Source organism: Acidocella sp. (assembly GCF_052326845.1).
Classification (GTDB): Bacteria; Pseudomonadota; Alphaproteobacteria; order Acetobacterales; family Acetobacteraceae; genus Acidocella.
The window spans coordinates 1-13,375 of sequence record NZ_JBKQJR010000092.1; the positions used below are offsets into that span (position 1 = coordinate 1).

General features: G+C 66.7%; 16 protein-coding genes, 1 tRNA gene and 1 other RNA gene. 11 read left to right on the forward strand and 7 right to left on the reverse strand.

The features are described from left to right. Positions 1 to 149 precede the first annotated feature (149 nt). From thiE to ACLPJJ_RS06070, 3 genes are all read right to left on the reverse strand, one after another. Positions 150 to 770, reverse strand: a complete 621-nt coding sequence (gene thiE / locus ACLPJJ_RS06060) for a thiamine phosphate synthase (RefSeq protein WP_443590048.1) — start codon at positions 768 to 770, stop codon at positions 150 to 152. Positions 771 to 907: 137 nt separating this feature from the next. Further along, entirely contained in the window at positions 908 to 1,822 is a 915-nt protein-coding gene (locus tag ACLPJJ_RS06065) for a class I fructose-bisphosphate aldolase (protein WP_443590049.1), read from the reverse strand. 139 nt (positions 1,823 to 1,961) lie between these two features. Next, positions 1,962 to 2,342, reverse strand: a complete 381-nt coding sequence (locus ACLPJJ_RS06070; RefSeq protein WP_443590050.1) for a hypothetical protein — start codon at positions 2,340 to 2,342, stop codon at positions 1,962 to 1,964. 74 nt (positions 2,343 to 2,416) lie between these two features. On the opposite strand from ACLPJJ_RS06070, the gene ACLPJJ_RS06075 reads away from it, so the two are divergent. The 7 genes from ACLPJJ_RS06075 (at position 2,417) to ACLPJJ_RS06105 (ending at position 5,126) form a co-directional block, all read left to right on the forward strand. Further along, the gene (locus tag ACLPJJ_RS06075) at positions 2,417 to 2,608 is read left to right on the forward strand and encodes a hypothetical protein (protein WP_443590051.1); all 192 of its coding nucleotides are present in this window, start codon (positions 2,417 to 2,419) and stop codon (positions 2,606 to 2,608) included. Between the two features lie 4 nt (positions 2,609 to 2,612). Continuing rightward, positions 2,613 to 2,927 carry a cell division protein ZapA gene (locus tag ACLPJJ_RS06080; RefSeq protein ID WP_443590052.1) on the forward strand — a complete coding sequence of 105 codons (315 nt, stop codon included), beginning with the start codon at positions 2,613 to 2,615 and terminating at the stop codon, positions 2,925 to 2,927. Between the two features lie 50 nt (positions 2,928 to 2,977). After that, positions 2,978 to 3,135, forward strand: a non-coding RNA gene (gene ssrS / locus ACLPJJ_RS06085) — 6S RNA. A gap of 92 nt (positions 3,136 to 3,227) precedes the next feature. Then, complete coding sequence (locus ACLPJJ_RS06090; protein WP_443590053.1) at positions 3,228 to 3,554, forward strand: integration host factor subunit beta; 327 nt, start codon at positions 3,228 to 3,230, stop codon at positions 3,552 to 3,554. A gap of 104 nt (positions 3,555 to 3,658) precedes the next feature. Further along, positions 3,659 to 3,829: a LapA family protein gene (locus ACLPJJ_RS06095; RefSeq protein WP_443590054.1), complete on the forward strand. Its 171-nt coding sequence runs from the start codon at positions 3,659 to 3,661 to the stop codon at positions 3,827 to 3,829. Further along, positions 3,826 to 4,509, forward strand: coding sequence for an orotidine-5'-phosphate decarboxylase (pyrF, locus tag ACLPJJ_RS06100; protein WP_443590055.1), 684 nt, complete (start codon positions 3,826 to 3,828; stop codon positions 4,507 to 4,509). Before ACLPJJ_RS06095 ends, pyrF begins: the two co-directional genes overlap by 4 nt. Next, positions 4,506 to 5,126 (forward strand): phosphoribosylanthranilate isomerase, encoded by a 621-nt coding sequence (locus ACLPJJ_RS06105; RefSeq protein ID WP_443590056.1) that lies wholly within the window; start codon positions 4,506 to 4,508, stop codon positions 5,124 to 5,126. The genes pyrF and ACLPJJ_RS06105 overlap by 4 nt, the downstream gene beginning before the upstream one ends. Here the strand turns inward: ACLPJJ_RS06105 and ACLPJJ_RS06110 are convergent. Together ACLPJJ_RS06110 and ACLPJJ_RS06115 are read right to left on the reverse strand one after the other, a co-directional pair. Continuing rightward, complete coding sequence (locus ACLPJJ_RS06110; RefSeq protein ID WP_443590057.1) at positions 5,123 to 5,881, reverse strand: GDSL-type esterase/lipase family protein; 759 nt, start codon at positions 5,879 to 5,881, stop codon at positions 5,123 to 5,125. The two genes, ACLPJJ_RS06105 and ACLPJJ_RS06110, sit on opposite strands and share 4 nt — an antisense overlap. Continuing rightward, positions 5,881 to 6,714 carry an undecaprenyl-diphosphate phosphatase gene (locus tag ACLPJJ_RS06115; RefSeq protein WP_443590058.1) on the reverse strand — a complete coding sequence of 278 codons (834 nt, stop codon included), beginning with the start codon at positions 6,712 to 6,714 and terminating at the stop codon, positions 5,881 to 5,883. Before ACLPJJ_RS06115 ends, ACLPJJ_RS06110 begins: the two co-directional genes overlap by 1 nt. Before the next feature lie 149 nt (positions 6,715 to 6,863). Here ACLPJJ_RS06115 and ACLPJJ_RS06120 point away from each other — a divergent pair, with 149 nt between their 5' ends. The 3 genes from ACLPJJ_RS06120 (at position 6,864) to ACLPJJ_RS06130 (ending at position 9,627) form a co-directional block, all read left to right on the forward strand. Then, complete coding sequence (locus ACLPJJ_RS06120) at positions 6,864 to 8,312, forward strand: oligosaccharide flippase family protein (protein ID WP_443590059.1); 1,449 nt, start codon at positions 6,864 to 6,866, stop codon at positions 8,310 to 8,312. 55 nt (positions 8,313 to 8,367) lie between these two features. Continuing rightward, entirely contained in the window at positions 8,368 to 9,243 is an 876-nt protein-coding gene (locus tag ACLPJJ_RS06125) for an N-formylglutamate amidohydrolase (protein ID WP_443590061.1), read from the forward strand. A gap of 291 nt (positions 9,244 to 9,534) precedes the next feature. After that, positions 9,535 to 9,627: transfer RNA gene (locus tag ACLPJJ_RS06130), tRNA-Ser, on the forward strand. A 57-nt stretch (positions 9,628 to 9,684) separates the two neighbouring features. On the opposite strand, the gene ACLPJJ_RS06135 is transcribed toward ACLPJJ_RS06130, so the two are convergent. Then, on the reverse strand, positions 9,685 to 11,679 hold the full coding sequence (locus tag ACLPJJ_RS06135; RefSeq protein ID WP_443590062.1) for an elongation factor G: 1,995 nt from the start codon (positions 11,677 to 11,679) through the stop codon (positions 9,685 to 9,687). Positions 11,680 to 11,987: 308 nt separating this feature from the next. On the opposite strand from ACLPJJ_RS06135, the gene ACLPJJ_RS06140 reads away from it, so the two are divergent. After that, complete coding sequence (locus tag ACLPJJ_RS06140; protein WP_443590063.1) at positions 11,988 to 12,341, forward strand: hypothetical protein; 354 nt, start codon at positions 11,988 to 11,990, stop codon at positions 12,339 to 12,341. A gap of 19 nt (positions 12,342 to 12,360) precedes the next feature. On the opposite strand, the gene epsC is transcribed toward ACLPJJ_RS06140, so the two are convergent. Further along, positions 12,361 to 13,375, reverse strand: a 1,015-nt coding sequence (gene epsC / locus ACLPJJ_RS06145; protein ID WP_443590064.1) for a serine O-acetyltransferase EpsC, incomplete at its 5' end; no start/stop codon positions are given.

A 13,375-nucleotide genomic window follows, 5' to 3' on the forward strand; every position in this document is an offset into this window, starting at 1 on the left:
TCGTATTGGGGGCCGTATTACGGGCCGTATTATGGGCCGTACTATAACGCCGGTTTCCCGCAGGATGTGCAGGTCTGGTCCTGCGAGATCACCTTCACCCTCAAGGACGGCAAGGTGACGGGCTTCACCCTCAGGGGCAATGACTGCGATTAGGCCTCGGCGATCGCCTTGAGCATCGCTTTTACCCCGGCAGCGGGGCCTTCCTTGTGGTTCCACACCGCGCCGACCACGGCCAGGAATTCCGCCCCGGCCCGCACCAGCGGCGCGCAGTTCTCCGCGTTGATGCCGCCGATGGCGACGCAGGGGACTTCCATGGTCTGCGCCCAGATTTGCAGCGTCTCGATCTCCGCCATTTCCGGTGGCTCCTTGGTGGCGGTGGGGAAGAAGGCGCCGAAAGCAACGTAATCCGCCCCGGCTTCCGCCGCTTCCATCGCCAGGTGGCGGGAGTTGTGGCAGGTCACGCCCAGGGTCAGGTCGCCCAGTATCTTCCGCGCCTGCTTCAACGGCATGTCCGTCTGGCCGACATGCGCGCCGTCGCAGCCGAGTTTCACCGCGAGGTCGGGACGGTCGTTGAGGATGAACGCCACGTCGCGGCTCTGCACGATCGGGCGCAGCTTCTCCACCGTGCGGGCGATCACGTCATCGGGCACGTCCTTCAGCCGCAGCTGCAATGCGGCGACATCCCCGGCATCGAGTGCTGCGGCGAGCTGCGCCTCGAAGGTCTCAGGCAGCACGGGCGGGGTGATGAGGTAAAGGCGGCAATCGGTCACGGGAGCAAATCCTCAAAAAGCAAACGGGGGGCCGAAGCCCCCCTTATTTTGTCATCGCGAGCGGAGCGAAGCGATCCATTTTTTTACAGCGAGATGGATTGCTTCGGGTGCTTTCGCACCCTCGCGATGACGGCTGATCAGGCCTTGTTCAGATAGATGTCGATGATCTTCTGCAGCATGGCCAGAGCTTCCTCGCGCGGGCGCTGGAAGGTGTTGCGGCCGATGATGGAGCCGTTGGCGCCGCCGTCGCGCAGGCCGCGGATTTCCTCATACAGGCCATCGAGGCTCTTGGCCTCGCCGCCCGAGAACACGACGATGCGCTTGCCGGCGAAGCAGGAATCGACCACGTGCTTCACGCGCTTGGCCATGGTCGAGGCATCGAACCCGGCATAGGACTTCTTCGCGGCTTCCAGGGAGATCACGTCCGTAGGCGGCTTCACCTTGATGATGTGGGCGCCGAGCAGGGCGGCCATGTGCGCGGCATAGGCGCAGATGTCCAGCGCGGTCTCGCCGGCCTTGTCCAGGTTCGGGCCGCGCGGATAGGACCACACCACCACGGCGAGGCCGGCGGCCTTGGCTTCCTCGGCCATTTCGCGGATTTCTTCGATCAGGTCGAAGGCGAATTCGCTGCCCGGATAGATGGTGAAGCCGATGGCGGAGCAGCCCAGGCGCAGTGCGTCATTCACCGAGCCGGTGAGGCCCTGGTTCTTGTCGGTCGCCAGCGAGTTGGAGGAGTTCACCTTCAGGATGGTCGGGATCTGCCCGGCGAATGTGGAGGCGCCAGCCTCGATCATGCCAAGCGGCGCGGCATAGGCGGAGAGCCCGGCATCGATGGCGAGCTGGTAGTGGTAATGCGGGTCGTACGCGGCGGGGTTGGGGGCGAAGGAGCGGGCCGGGCCATGCTCGAAGCCCTGGTCGACCGGCAGGATCACCAGCTTGCCGGTGCCGCCCAGCTTGCCAGCCATCAGCATGCGGGCGAGGTTCGCCTTGGTGCCCGGATTGTCGCTCTCGTAATGTGACAGGATTGTCTTAACCGTCTGCGTGATCGCCATGAGTTCCCCCAACCTCTGAATGTAAAACCGAGTGCCGTGTAGCCCAGGGTGACATGAATGTCATCCGCCTCGACTCCCGGTGCGGGGCGGAGAAAAGATAAAAAAATGCGGCGGAATCATGGTGCCGGGGCGGGTTTGCTCAAAAATTTGCCGCGAGCCAGGCTTCCAGGCGCCGGGCGGCGCCGGGGGAGCAAAAATCCAGCGCCGGGGGCGGGGCGGGGAGCAGTAGCGCGCCCTGGGCGGCGGCGTATTCGGCCACCTGGTCCCAGGCCGGGCAGGGGGCGAGCACCACGCCGCGCAGGCCGAGCTTCAGCGCCTCCCAGGCGCGGCCGGGGGCGGGGCCGCAATCGAGCAACGCCGGGCCTGCATAATCCGCCGCCGCCAGCAACTCGCGCCACCACAGCCCGCCGGCATAGAGCGCCGCTCCGGGGGCGGAAAGCAGAGTGACAGGGCGCCCGGGGGCAAGGGCGGCGCGGATATCGACGAGCCCATGAACGATGACGGCCTGGGGTAAGTTCATTACACTACAGTCATGTTCCGAAAGCGCTAAACCTTGCCTTGACCGCGCACGGCGCGGTCATGTTGAATACTCGCATGTCCGAGTCTGAATCTGAAGACGAAATCCTGGACCGTATCGAAGCCGCACTGCGCAAGATCGGCAGCCTGTCCAAGCCTGCTGGCGGCGACGGCCTCGACCGTGCCGCCCTGGCGGAGGGGCTCGATCATGTAATCACCCGCTTGCGCGCGGCTTTGGATACGGTCCCCCCGCCTGAAACGACGGAGTGACGCCATGGCCCAGGTCACCATACGCATTAACGGTTATGCCTATACCGTCGGCTGCGAAGACGGGCAGGAAGAGCATCTGGGCCAGATGGCCTCCGAGATCGAGCAGCGGATCAACAGTATCAAGGCGATTGGCGGGCAGTCTGGCGAGGCCCGGCTGCTGATGCTGGCGGCGCTGCTGCTGGCCGACGAAATGCACGACATGCGCCAGGCCGCTGCGGCCGCGGCGAAACCGGCCAAGACCGATAACGACCGCCGGGCGCGGCTGCGCCGCATGGCGGCGCGGGCGGAAGAGATCGCGGCTGATCTCCTCGACGGCTGACCTGCGCACAGGACAGATTGCGCCAGCAGGCATCGCCGCCTAAGTAAGGGGTGGAGCTGCCCGGTGCGTCAGGCAAATCATCCCCCGGGCCGTTAAGCATCTCCCTCGGGGGCTGGCTCTGCCCGGGCTGTGGTCCGGGTATCTGGCACCCACCTGCACAAGCAGGCCTTGGGAGGATGTAAACGCCAACGGCCAGGGCGGCTCCACATTCCCGGCAGTGCGGAAAAAACCTACGTGTGGCAATCGTTTATTGACCAACCTCCGCGGTTTTGGCATCGTTACGCGGGGTGGGAGAGCTACATGACACGTTCTGAATTGATCGCCGGGCTGGCGGAGGATAATCCGCATCTTACGGTGGCGGAAGTTGAACGCATCGTATCGGCGCTGTTCGATGAAATGACCGCCGCATTGGCCCGGGGCGAGCGTGTGGAGTTGCGCGGCTTCGGCGCCTTTACCGTGAAAAGCCGGCAGGCCCGGGCCGGGCGCAACCCGCGCACCGGGGAGGCGGTGCAGGTGGCGCAGAAATCGGTGCCTTTCTTCAAGGCCGGCAAGGAGCTGCGCGAGCGGATCAACAAGCCCGCCCCGGCCCCGGCCAAGGGCAAAAAGAACGCCGGAGCGGAAACCTGAACATACTGAAATCTATCGCCGGCTTTGTCCTTATCGTCGCGCTGGCGGTCCTGCTTCTTTCCAATCGTGATTTTGTCCCGGTGAATTTCTGGCCGTTCGGCGGCATGCCCCTGCCTTTGGGCGCGGTGCTGCTGGGCGCGCTGGCCTTTGGCTTTGTCGCCGGGCTGCTGTTCCATCTGCCGCACCGCATCCGCGCGCACCGCCGGGCCAAGCGCGCCGAGAAGCGCGCCGCCGAGCTGGAGGCGCAAATCTCTCCGACACAGGACACGCCATGAAACGACTCATCGCCGCAATCGACACGCCAGAGCTGGACCGGGCGCAGGCGCTTGTGCGCGGTGTTGCGCCGCATTGCGGGCTGGTGAAGCTGGGGCTGGAATTCTTCCTCCGCCACGGACCGGCTGGATTCGCGCAGGCAGCCCAAGGCAACCCGGTGTTCCTGGACCTCAAGCTGCATGACATCCCCAACACCGTGGCCGGGGCTGTGCGCTCGCTGCTGCCTTTGGGCGCCCAGATGCTGACCATCCATGCCGGCGGCGGCGCCAAGATGATCGAGGCCGCGGCGAAAGCGGCGGCGGAAGGGCAGAAGCGGCCGAAGATTCTGGCGGTGACGGTGCTGACCAGTCTGGACGCCGCCGCCCTGGCCGAGACCGGCGTGGCGGGTGATCCGGCGCAGCAGGTGCTCCGGCTGGCGCGTCTCGCGCTGGAGAATGGCGCGGACGGGCTGGTATGTTCGGCGCATGAGATCTCCCGCCTGCGCGATGCCTTTGGCAGCAAGCCAATCCTGGTCGTGCCGGGCATCCGCCCTGCTGGCGCGGAGCTGGGCGACCAGGCGCGGGTGATGACCCCGGAGCAGGCCGTGGCCGCCGGGGCGGATTACATTGTGGTCGGCCGGCCGATCACCGGCGCCGCTGATCCGGCTGCGGCTGCGGCGTCCATCGCCGCCAGTATCGCGTGACCAAGGTCAAGATCTGCGGGGTGAACAGCCCCGAGGCGTTTGACGCCACGGTGCAGGCTGGCGTGGATTATCTGGGCTTCGTGTTCTTCCCGCCCTCGCCGCGTTACCTCACCCCGGTTGAGGCCGGGATACTCTCCGCCCGGGCCGAAGGCGGCCCGCTGCGTGTCGGCCTGTTCGTGAACCCAAGCTTCGATGAGGTCGACGAGGTTTTGCAGAGCGTCTCGCTGGACATTCTGCAGGTCCATGCCTCCCCGGCCACGGTGGCGGCGCTGCGGGACCGTTTTGGCCGCCCCGTCTGGCGCCAGCTCGGCATGGCGAGCGCCGAGGATTTCCCCGCCGCCGATGAGCTTGCGGATGGCTATGTGGTGGAGGCGAAGCCGCCGCCAGGGGCGACAAGACCCGGCGGCAACGCCGTGCAGGCGGATTGGGCGCTGCTCGCCACCTTCCGCCCGGCCAAGCCCTGGCTGCTGGCGGGCGGGCTCAACCCGGGCAATGTGGCGCAGGCCATCGCCCAGACCGGCGCGCCGGGCGTGGATGTGTCCTCCGGCGTGGAAACCGCGCCGGGGAAGAAATCCCCGGAGCTGATTAGGGCTTTTATCGCGGCAGCCCGCGGTTAGCGCACGTATTTCCGCACCACCGGCGCCAGCGTGGCGGCGATGCGCCGCATGCCTTCGGCGTTGGGGTGCAGGGCCGGTTCGGGCGGGGTCAGGCGCGGGTCCACGAACAGGTTCGGGTCGGCCTGGCCGTCCGTTTCCAGCAGGTAGCCGATATCCATGAAGGTGACGGTCGGGCTGCTGGCATAATGCTGCGCCAGTGCCGCGTTGGTGGCTTTGGTCTGCGCGTCCACCCACGGAGAGCGGATGGAAGGCAGCACACCGAGCAGCAGGATATGCGCACCGGGCAGGCGCTCATGGGTGTTTTCCACCACGGCCTCGATGCCCGGGATGGTCATCGCTGCATCCCAGTGCACCCGGCCGAAATTATTAGCCCCGATCAGGATGATGGCGAGTTGCGGATGCAGCCCCTCGACCTGCCCGTTATCCAGCCGCCAGATCAGGCTCGACGTGGTGTCGCCGATGAAGCCGAAATCCAGCGCGTGGTAGGGGGCGTAGTACTCGTTCCACACGGGCAGGACGTCGTCATACCCATGCCCGCCATGGCGCTGCCAGTAATAGGTGATGGAGTCGCCGAGCCAGACGATCTTGGCATCGGGGTGCGCGTGCGCATCCTCCAGCGACGCTTCCCAATGCTGGTGCCAGACGGGCAGGTTCAGCCGGTCGATCGGCACCTCGGCGAGGTTCACCCGTGCCTGCGCAGCCAGGGGGGAGAGGAGCGGGAGGGCCAGCGCCAAGCTGGCGAGCAGGCGGCGCATCACAGCCCCACCGCCAGGAGCACGAAGCTGCCAGCTCCAAAGATGGCGCAATACCAGGCGAAGGGCTTCAGCGCCCAGGAATCGTGCTGCTTGAAGTAGCGCATCAGGAAGGCAGTGCTGGCATAGGCCACCACGCCCGCCACGATGGCGGCGAGCAGCGAAACGCCGAACAGCGCGTGCAGCTCATGCGCGTGCAGCAGCTTCGGGATCTCCGCGACGCTGGCGGCGAGGATCACCGGCGTGCCCATGAGGAAGGAGAAATGCGCCGCATCCTCGTGGTTGATGCCGCGGCGCAGGCCACCGACGATGGCCGAGCCGGAGCGCGAAATGCCGGGCAGGAAGGCCAGGCACTGGAACAGGCCGATGATCAGCGCGTCCATGTTGTTCATATGGCCGCCACGCAGAGCGCGGCCGCGCAGCCTCTCACCCGCCAGCAGCACGCCGGCATTGGCGACAAGAAACAGCGAGGCGATGAGCGGGCTGCCGAACAGATGCGCGATCGGCTTCTTCAGCACCGCGCCGATAACCACAGCGGGCAGGGTGGCGATGATCAGCTTCAGCAGCAGGTCGCGCGTGGCGCTCACCTCCGCCGCGTAGCCCAGCCCGAGCGCGCCGCGCGCCATGGCCAGCCAGTCGCTGTAGAAATACAGCAGCAGGCCAATGGCGGTGCCGAGATGCAGCATGACCAGGAAGGGCAGGAAATCCGGGCTGGACTGGTCGATCGGCCAGTGCAGCAGCTTTGGTACAATCACGGCATGGCCCAGGCTGCTGACGGGGAAAAGCTCCGTCGCCCCCTGCAGGATCGCAAATAATACGGCGTGCACGAAATCCATAGTGGTCCCCCCATCCGGCTGCGGCGCGGCATTGGCGCCCAACGCTGCATTGCAGAATTCTCGTCCGCCGTTAAGTCAGGGACATGCAAGTTTCACAAGCCCCCGGCCGGAACATGGTTGCGCTGCGGTTGGCAGGCTGAGGTGGCCGCGTGAATCTGGCACGAGGAGCGGCGCGCGGGGCCGCGTGGAGCTTCGCCACGGTGGTGGCCGAGCGCAGCTTCGGCTTTATCATCCTCGGGCTGCTGCTGCGCGTGATTCCCGCCTCGGTGGTCGGGCTCATCGCCATCGCTTCCGCCATTTCCGATCTGGCCCGGCTCGTCGCCAATAGCGGCGCGGGGGAGCAGGTGCAGGCCAGCCCCGGCGACCGCAGCGTGGAGGCGGCGGCGTTCTGGAGCCAGTTTCTCGCCTCGCTGCTGTTCATGGCCGTTCTGTTCGCCGCCGCGCCGTTCTTCGCAGCACTTTACGGCCAGCCTGTGCTGAGCCTGGCGCTGCGGGCGATGGCGCTGAACGTGGTGCTGACGGCGTTTCTTATCGTGCCCTCGGCGCGGCTCGCCTCGCAATTCCGCTTCAAGGTGGTGGGGCTGATCTCGCTGGGCAGCACCATCACCGGCGGGCTGGTGGCGCTGCCCTGCGCCTTTACCGGGCATGGCGTGGCCGCGCTCATCGCCCAGCGTACGGTGGGCATAGTATTCTACGCTGTGGTTGCGTCCATCGCAGCGGGCTGGGTGCCGCCGCGCCCGCCGCCGCTGCCGGTGCTGCGCGAGGGATTCCGCTTCTCCTTCCCGCTGATGCAGGCGGCGCTGGTCGATTACATCGCCGTCACCGGCTACGTGATGCTGGCGGGGCTGCGCATGCCGGTGGCAGCACTTGGCGAGTTCCGTATCGCCCAGCGGCTGTTCGAGGTGCTGCAGGAGGTCGCCTTCTTGCCGGCGCGCAACGTGTTCATGCCGGTGCTCGTGGCGGTGCGGCACGATCCCGCCCGGCGCTTCGAAACGACGCGGCAGATGCTCGACCTGCTCTCGATGGTGATTTTCCTCGTCAGCGCGGTATGTGGGGCTGCAGCAAAGCCCATAGTGCTGCTGATGTTCGGGCCGCGCTGGGAGGCGGCGGTGCCGGTGTTCGCCGTGCTCACTCTTATGGCCCCGGCGGCGGCGCTGTACAGCGTGGTCAACCCGCTGCTCACCACCGCCGGGCGCACGAGGCTGGTCTCGCGCTATGCCTGGGCCAATGCCGCCACCATCGCCGCGGCCGTGTGGTTTGCGGCACCTTACGGGCTGCTGGCGCTGGCCTGGGCGCTGGCGGCGCGCGGGGTGCTGGGTGTGGGGCTGTTCGCGCTGGCCATGCGCCAGGGGCTGGAACGCCCGGCCGGGCCGATCCTGCGGCTGCTGGTGCTGCCCTGTTTGGCCCTGGCCGCGGCGCGGCTCGCCGCCTGGGGGGCGCTGGCGATCGAGCCGGGTTTGCCGCTGCTGGGCCAGCTTGGCTTGGGCGGGGCGGTGGCGGGCGGGGTGTTCGTGCTGCTCGCCATGGGGCTGGCGCCGCGCCGCATGCGGGAGATGAGCTACCGGCTGCACAGCGCTTTGCTCGGCGCAGGGGAATGATTGCGGGCAATTTGCTTGCTCCTGGCGCTCCGTACTGGTTGAATGCAGCTGCGCCATGAGAGATTTATCGCCCTTCACCGTGCTGCGGCCCCAGTGCCAGAGCGCCGCTCTGGTGCTGACCTCGCCGCATTCAGGCCGGAATTACGGCGCGGAATTCCTTGCCCAGGCGCGACTGGACGCGCAGGCGATCCGCCGTTCCGAGGACAGCTTCGTGGAGGAGCTGTTCGGCGCCGCTCCGGCGCTGGGGCTGCCGCTACTGGCGGCGGAATTTCCGCGCGCCTGGTGCGATGCCAACCGCGAGCCCTGGGAACTGGACCCCGGCATGTTCGCCGACGAGCTGCCCGATTACGTGAACCGCTCCAGCCCGCGTGTGGCGGCGGGGCTGGGGACGATCGCGCGCATCGTCGGCACTGGGGAGCCGATCTACGCCCGGAAGCTGAACTTCGCCGAGGCCAAGGCCCGGGTGCAGACTTGCTGGCAGCCGTTCCACGAGGCGCTGGCCGGGCTGATCGAGGAAACCCAGGCCGAATTCGGCCACTGCCTGGTGCTGGACTGCCATTCCATGCCGAGCCAGCCCGGACGGAGCGTCAATCGGCCTGACATCGTGCTGGGCGACGGCCATGGCACCAGCTGCGCCCCGGCCTGGACGGGGCATATCGAGTCCCTGCTCACCGGATGCGGGTTTTCCGTGCGCCGCAACGACCCCTATGCAGGCGGCTTCATTACCCGCCATTACGGCCGCCCGCGCGAGGGCGTGCAGGTGGTGCAGCTTGAAGTGGCGCGGGGGCTTTACATGCATGAGCGGCAGTTCACCCGCAATGCGCGCTTTGCCCAGGTGCAGGAGCGCCTGAGCGGGTTTATGCAGGCCATGACGGAGGCCGTGCGGCTCTGGGGCGCGGCTGGGCCGGGGTATTGCGCCGCAGCCGAATAAAAAAGAGGCGGCGCTATAAAGCGCCGCCAAGTTTAGGGAGGAAACGTCCAAGAAACAGGGGAGAAAACTCACCCTGCAGCTTTAATTATATGCGCCAAACTATGTTGCAGTGCAAGATAAATTTTGCGGCGCAGCAAAAGCTGTCCCGCCATGGGTGAGTAAAACAAGCAAATTCATATACTTGGTTCTTTCTGGCGGATTGCCGGGCAGGGAGGCTTTACCTTCCCGCCGCCGCCGCCTATGAAGGCATTATGCAGGGTGGGCAGAACATGCCCGCTCCTTGCCGTGTACGGAGGGGTGGCCGAGAGGCTGAAGGCGGCGGTTTGCTAAACCGTTATACGCTGTCAAGGCGTATCGTGGGTTCGAATCCCATCTCCTCCGCCATGGGCTTCTTTCTAATCAATTGAAATTCCACAGTAATCTGCCAACTCGTGATCCGGCTCACGTCTTTGCCGCCGTCTCGCGCGCGATCCGCTCCGCCAGTTGCGGCGGGGCTTCGGCCAGATGGTTGAAGCGGTGGACGAAGCTGCCCAGCCCTGCGGTTTGCGAGCGCAGTTCCAGGATCATCCGGTGCGTCTCGGCCTCGGGGATCAGCGCCTCGGTGTTGTCCCAGCCGGGCTGGCCTGGTGTCTCGCCATAGCCGAGGATCTGTCCCCGCCGCCCGGTGAGCAGGCGCTGCACATTGGCGGTGTACATGTTGGGCGCGGTCACGGTTACATGGTGGATCGGCTCCAGCAGCACCGGCCCGGACTTTGCCAGCGCCTCGGCAATGCCGTTGCGCGTGGCGGTGCGGAAAGCCATGTCGGAACTGTCCACCGCGTGGAAGGTGCCATCCACCAGCGTCACGGCCACATCCACCACCGGGTAGCCGAACGGCCCCTTTCGCATCGCTTCCTCGGCGGCGGCGGCCACGGCGGGGATGTACTGCCTGGGCACCGCCCCGCCGGTGATGCGGTCGGTGAACAGGAAACCCTCGCCCCGGCCGCGCGGCGCGACCTCCAGCTTCACATCGGCAAACTGGCCGTGCCCGCCGGTCTGGCGCTTCAGCCGCGAATGTTCAAGCACGGTGTCGCGGATCGTCTCCTTCAGCCGCAGCTTCGGCCGGGCGGTGGTCACAGTCAGGCCCCAGCCTTTGGCCAGGCGGTCCAGCGCGTGGCCCAGATGCGCCTCGCCCTGGCCGGTGAGGAGCGTGTCCCCGGTTTCCGTGTCGCGGGTCAGGGTGAGGGCAGGGTCTTCTTCCAGTAGTTTTTGCAGCGCGGCGGACAGGCGCACATCGTCCTTGCGGTCCGCGGCGGCGATGGCCAGGGCATAGACGGGCGGCGGCGGCACGGGGAAGGTCAGGGCCGCCGCGCCTTCCCCGAACACGGTTCCCGGCGTGGCGCCCTCCAGCCGGCCGAGCGCCACGAGATCGCCTGTTGCCGCCTGTGGAACTTTCTGCATCTCCGGCCCGGCGAAGGTGAAGATGCCGCCGACGCGCAATTGCCCGGCGCTGGCGCCGTCGCGCAGCGGGCCGCGCCAGACACGGGCGTAGCAAAGCTTGCCTGCCTGACCGGCATAGCTGGTCTTGCCCACCTGGGCGAGCGGCGGGCCTTCGGGCGCGATGCCAAGGCGCGCGGCGGTGGCGGTGGCCTCGGGCGTGTCGTGCCGCAGCGATTTCCACAGCCGCAGCACGCCGTGGGAGAGTTCCGCCGCGCCGAACATCACTTCCGCCAAGTTGCGCGCCGCCAGATCCTGACGCAGATGCGCAAAAAGCTCACCGGATGTGGGCGTGCTGCCCGAAATTACCTGCTCCAGCAGCGTATCGTCGCGGTCGGCCAGCGTATCCACCAGCGCGTCATGCGCCGCATGTTCGGCGTCGGCGATGCCAGCGGGGATGCGGATGATCTCCGAGGGCAGGCGTGCGCGGTAACGGTAGGCATGCTCGGAAACCAGATCGACATAGCCGACGACCTTGCCGCCTTCCATGATCGGCATTTGCCGTGGCACCAGCGGCAGCTGGGTTTGCGCCTGCAGCGCCTCGACTAGCTCCTGCGGCGGCGTTGTCATCGTGTCGGCCTTGTTGATGAAAACGATGCAGGGCAGGCCGGAGGCTTCCACCAGCGCGAGAGCGGGGCGCAGAGCCAAGGTGCGGGCCGGGTCTGGCTCGGCCACCACCACGGCGATGTCAGCCATCGCCAGTGCCATGGCGGTTTCGTGCAGGAATTCGACAGAGCCCGGGCAGTCCAGCAGCGCCCAGCTTTCGCCCAGGAACTGGCAATGCGCCAGCCGGGTATCTGTGCCCGGTTCGCGGGTGCGGGTTTCACCTTCGCGGCGCGGCTTGCCGCCGGCTGCTTCGAGCAGAGCGTCGCAGAGCGTGGATTTGCCGCTGCCGTAAGGGCCGATCAGCGCGGCCGCGCGCGGGCCATGCGGGCCCGCATGGGGTTGGACGTCAGGCATGGCTGTTTCTCTCCCTTATTAGGCAGGGAATTCGTTGTTTCTTGGCGTCCGGCAGGGATGCCCGCGCAGACAATGGGCCGTTCGGGCCGCCGATGCCTTGTTCCGGGGAGAGCCTACGCCCGCGCGTGGCGGCGCGCAAATTTTAGCGGGCCGGGCGCAGATTATTCCGAAGTGATTGTAATTTTCCGGGTAACAGGTAAACATTACGAACTGATAAGTTTTTGGGTTTACGGGGCAGTCAGGCGCTGCCAGCCCCTCGCCGCACATTGCCCGCGTCAGGTTCACGAGTAATCCAAGGAAGGTGAGAGATGTCCACCGAAGCGATCGTGATTATGGTGGTCGGCGCGCCTCTGCTCCTGGCCGTGGTGCTTCTCGGTAGGAGCCTCCTGAAGGGGCGGGGGGACAGCCAGATCCTCGCCAATGGCGTTCCGGCGCGGGCAATTATATTGAGCGTGCAGGATGCGAAGACCCGGCTCAACGGGCACCCGGTGGCGCTGGTGCGGCTGGACGTTACCCCCCGGGACGGCGCCCATTTCGAGGTCATGGTACAGACCCCGGTCACGCGGCAAAATGCGCTGACGTTGCAGCCCGGGCAGGTCGTGCCCGTGCGCTTCGACCCGGCTCACCGCACCCGCACCGTTATCGTGCCGCGGGAAGGCTGACCCGGATTACGATCGCACTCTAGGCTTCGTTCGAGAGCCGGTTCTGCGCCTGGGTGATGACGCTGCCCGGCGGCACGCTCTGCGTTAGCCAGACATTGCCGCCGATGGTGGAGCCCTGCCCGACGGTAATGCGCCCTAGCACCGTGGCGCCCGCATAGATCACCACATTGTCCTCAATGATCGGGTGCCGGGGCTCGCCCTTCACCAGCATGCCGTTCTCATCCTCGGTGAAGCGCTTCGCCCCGAGCGTGACATGCTGATACAGGCGCACATTCTCGCCGATGATCGCGGTCTGGCCGATGACCACCCCGGTGCCGTGGTCGATGAAGAAGCGCTGCCCGATTTGCGCCTGGGGGTGGATGTCGATGCCCGTCTCAGCCTGGGAGATGCCGGCCAGCAGCCGGGCGACCAACGGCGCGCCAAGCTGGTGCAGCACATGGGCGAGGCGGTGGTGGATGATGGCGCGCATGCCCGGATAGGCCAGCAGCACCTCGGCCATGGAGCTGGCGGCGGGGTCGCCCTGGTAGGCGGCGAGTAGATCCTCGGCCAGCATGCCGCGCAGGGCGGGCAGCTGCGCCGCGAAATCGCGCACGATGGCAGTGGCCTGCTCCTCCGCCGGGATGTCGGTATGGCCGGGGGGCAGAAACAGCAAGTCGCGCCGCACCTGCTCCGTGAGCGCCGCAAGGGACTGCGCCAGCATGTGGCCGACGAAGTAATCGATGGTTTCGTCCGTCAGGTCCGGGCAGCCGTAATGGCTCGGGAACAGCACGGCCAGCAGCCCGTCGCGGATCTTCTCCAGCGCGGTGCGCGAGGGCAGCTCGCGGATCTGACCGCGATGGCGGATCTTGTGCGTCACCTCGCGCGAGAGGCGCAGCCCCGCCACCACCCCGGCGAGGTCCGCCGCTGTGCTCTGGGGGGCCTGCTGCAGCCCCGGCTTTTGCTCGTTAATACCCATGTCGATCGTGTCCTGGCGCGGCCTTGCTTGGCCGCAATCCAGGGTAATACGCGGGGTAAGCCGCTGTAAACCGGTCAGG

Excerpts from the sequence above, each read along its gene's own strand:
- pyrF (WP_443590055.1), top strand. The coding sequence starts at position 3,826 with ATGAAACGACTCATCGCCGCAATCGACACGCCAGAGCTGGACCGGGCG.
- ACLPJJ_RS06125 (WP_443590061.1), top strand. The coding sequence starts at position 8,368 with ATGAGAGATTTATCGCCCTTCACCGTGCTGCGGCCCCAGTGCCAGAGC.
- ACLPJJ_RS06115 (WP_443590058.1), bottom strand. The coding sequence starts at position 6,714 with ATGGATTTCGTGCACGCCGTATTATTTGCGATCCTGCAGGGGGCGACG.
- ACLPJJ_RS06075 (WP_443590051.1), top strand. The coding sequence starts at position 2,417 with ATGTCCGAGTCTGAATCTGAAGACGAAATCCTGGACCGTATCGAAGCC.
- ACLPJJ_RS06135 (WP_443590062.1), bottom strand. The coding sequence starts at position 11,679 with ATGCCTGACGTCCAACCCCATGCGGGCCCGCATGGCCCGCGCGCGGCC.
- ACLPJJ_RS06065 (WP_443590049.1), bottom strand. The coding sequence starts at position 1,822 with ATGGCGATCACGCAGACGGTTAAGACAATCCTGTCACATTACGAGAGC.
- ACLPJJ_RS06140 (WP_443590063.1), top strand. The coding sequence starts at position 11,988 with ATGTCCACCGAAGCGATCGTGATTATGGTGGTCGGCGCGCCTCTGCTC.
- ACLPJJ_RS06090 (WP_443590053.1), top strand. The coding sequence starts at position 3,228 with ATGACACGTTCTGAATTGATCGCCGGGCTGGCGGAGGATAATCCGCAT.
- ACLPJJ_RS06070 (WP_443590050.1), bottom strand. The coding sequence starts at position 2,342 with ATGAACTTACCCCAGGCCGTCATCGTTCATGGGCTCGTCGATATCCGC.
- ACLPJJ_RS06110 (WP_443590057.1), bottom strand. The coding sequence starts at position 5,881 with ATGCGCCGCCTGCTCGCCAGCTTGGCGCTGGCCCTCCCGCTCCTCTCC.
- ACLPJJ_RS06095 (WP_443590054.1), top strand. The coding sequence starts at position 3,659 with ATGCCCCTGCCTTTGGGCGCGGTGCTGCTGGGCGCGCTGGCCTTTGGC.
- ACLPJJ_RS06080 (WP_443590052.1), top strand. The coding sequence starts at position 2,613 with ATGGCCCAGGTCACCATACGCATTAACGGTTATGCCTATACCGTCGGC.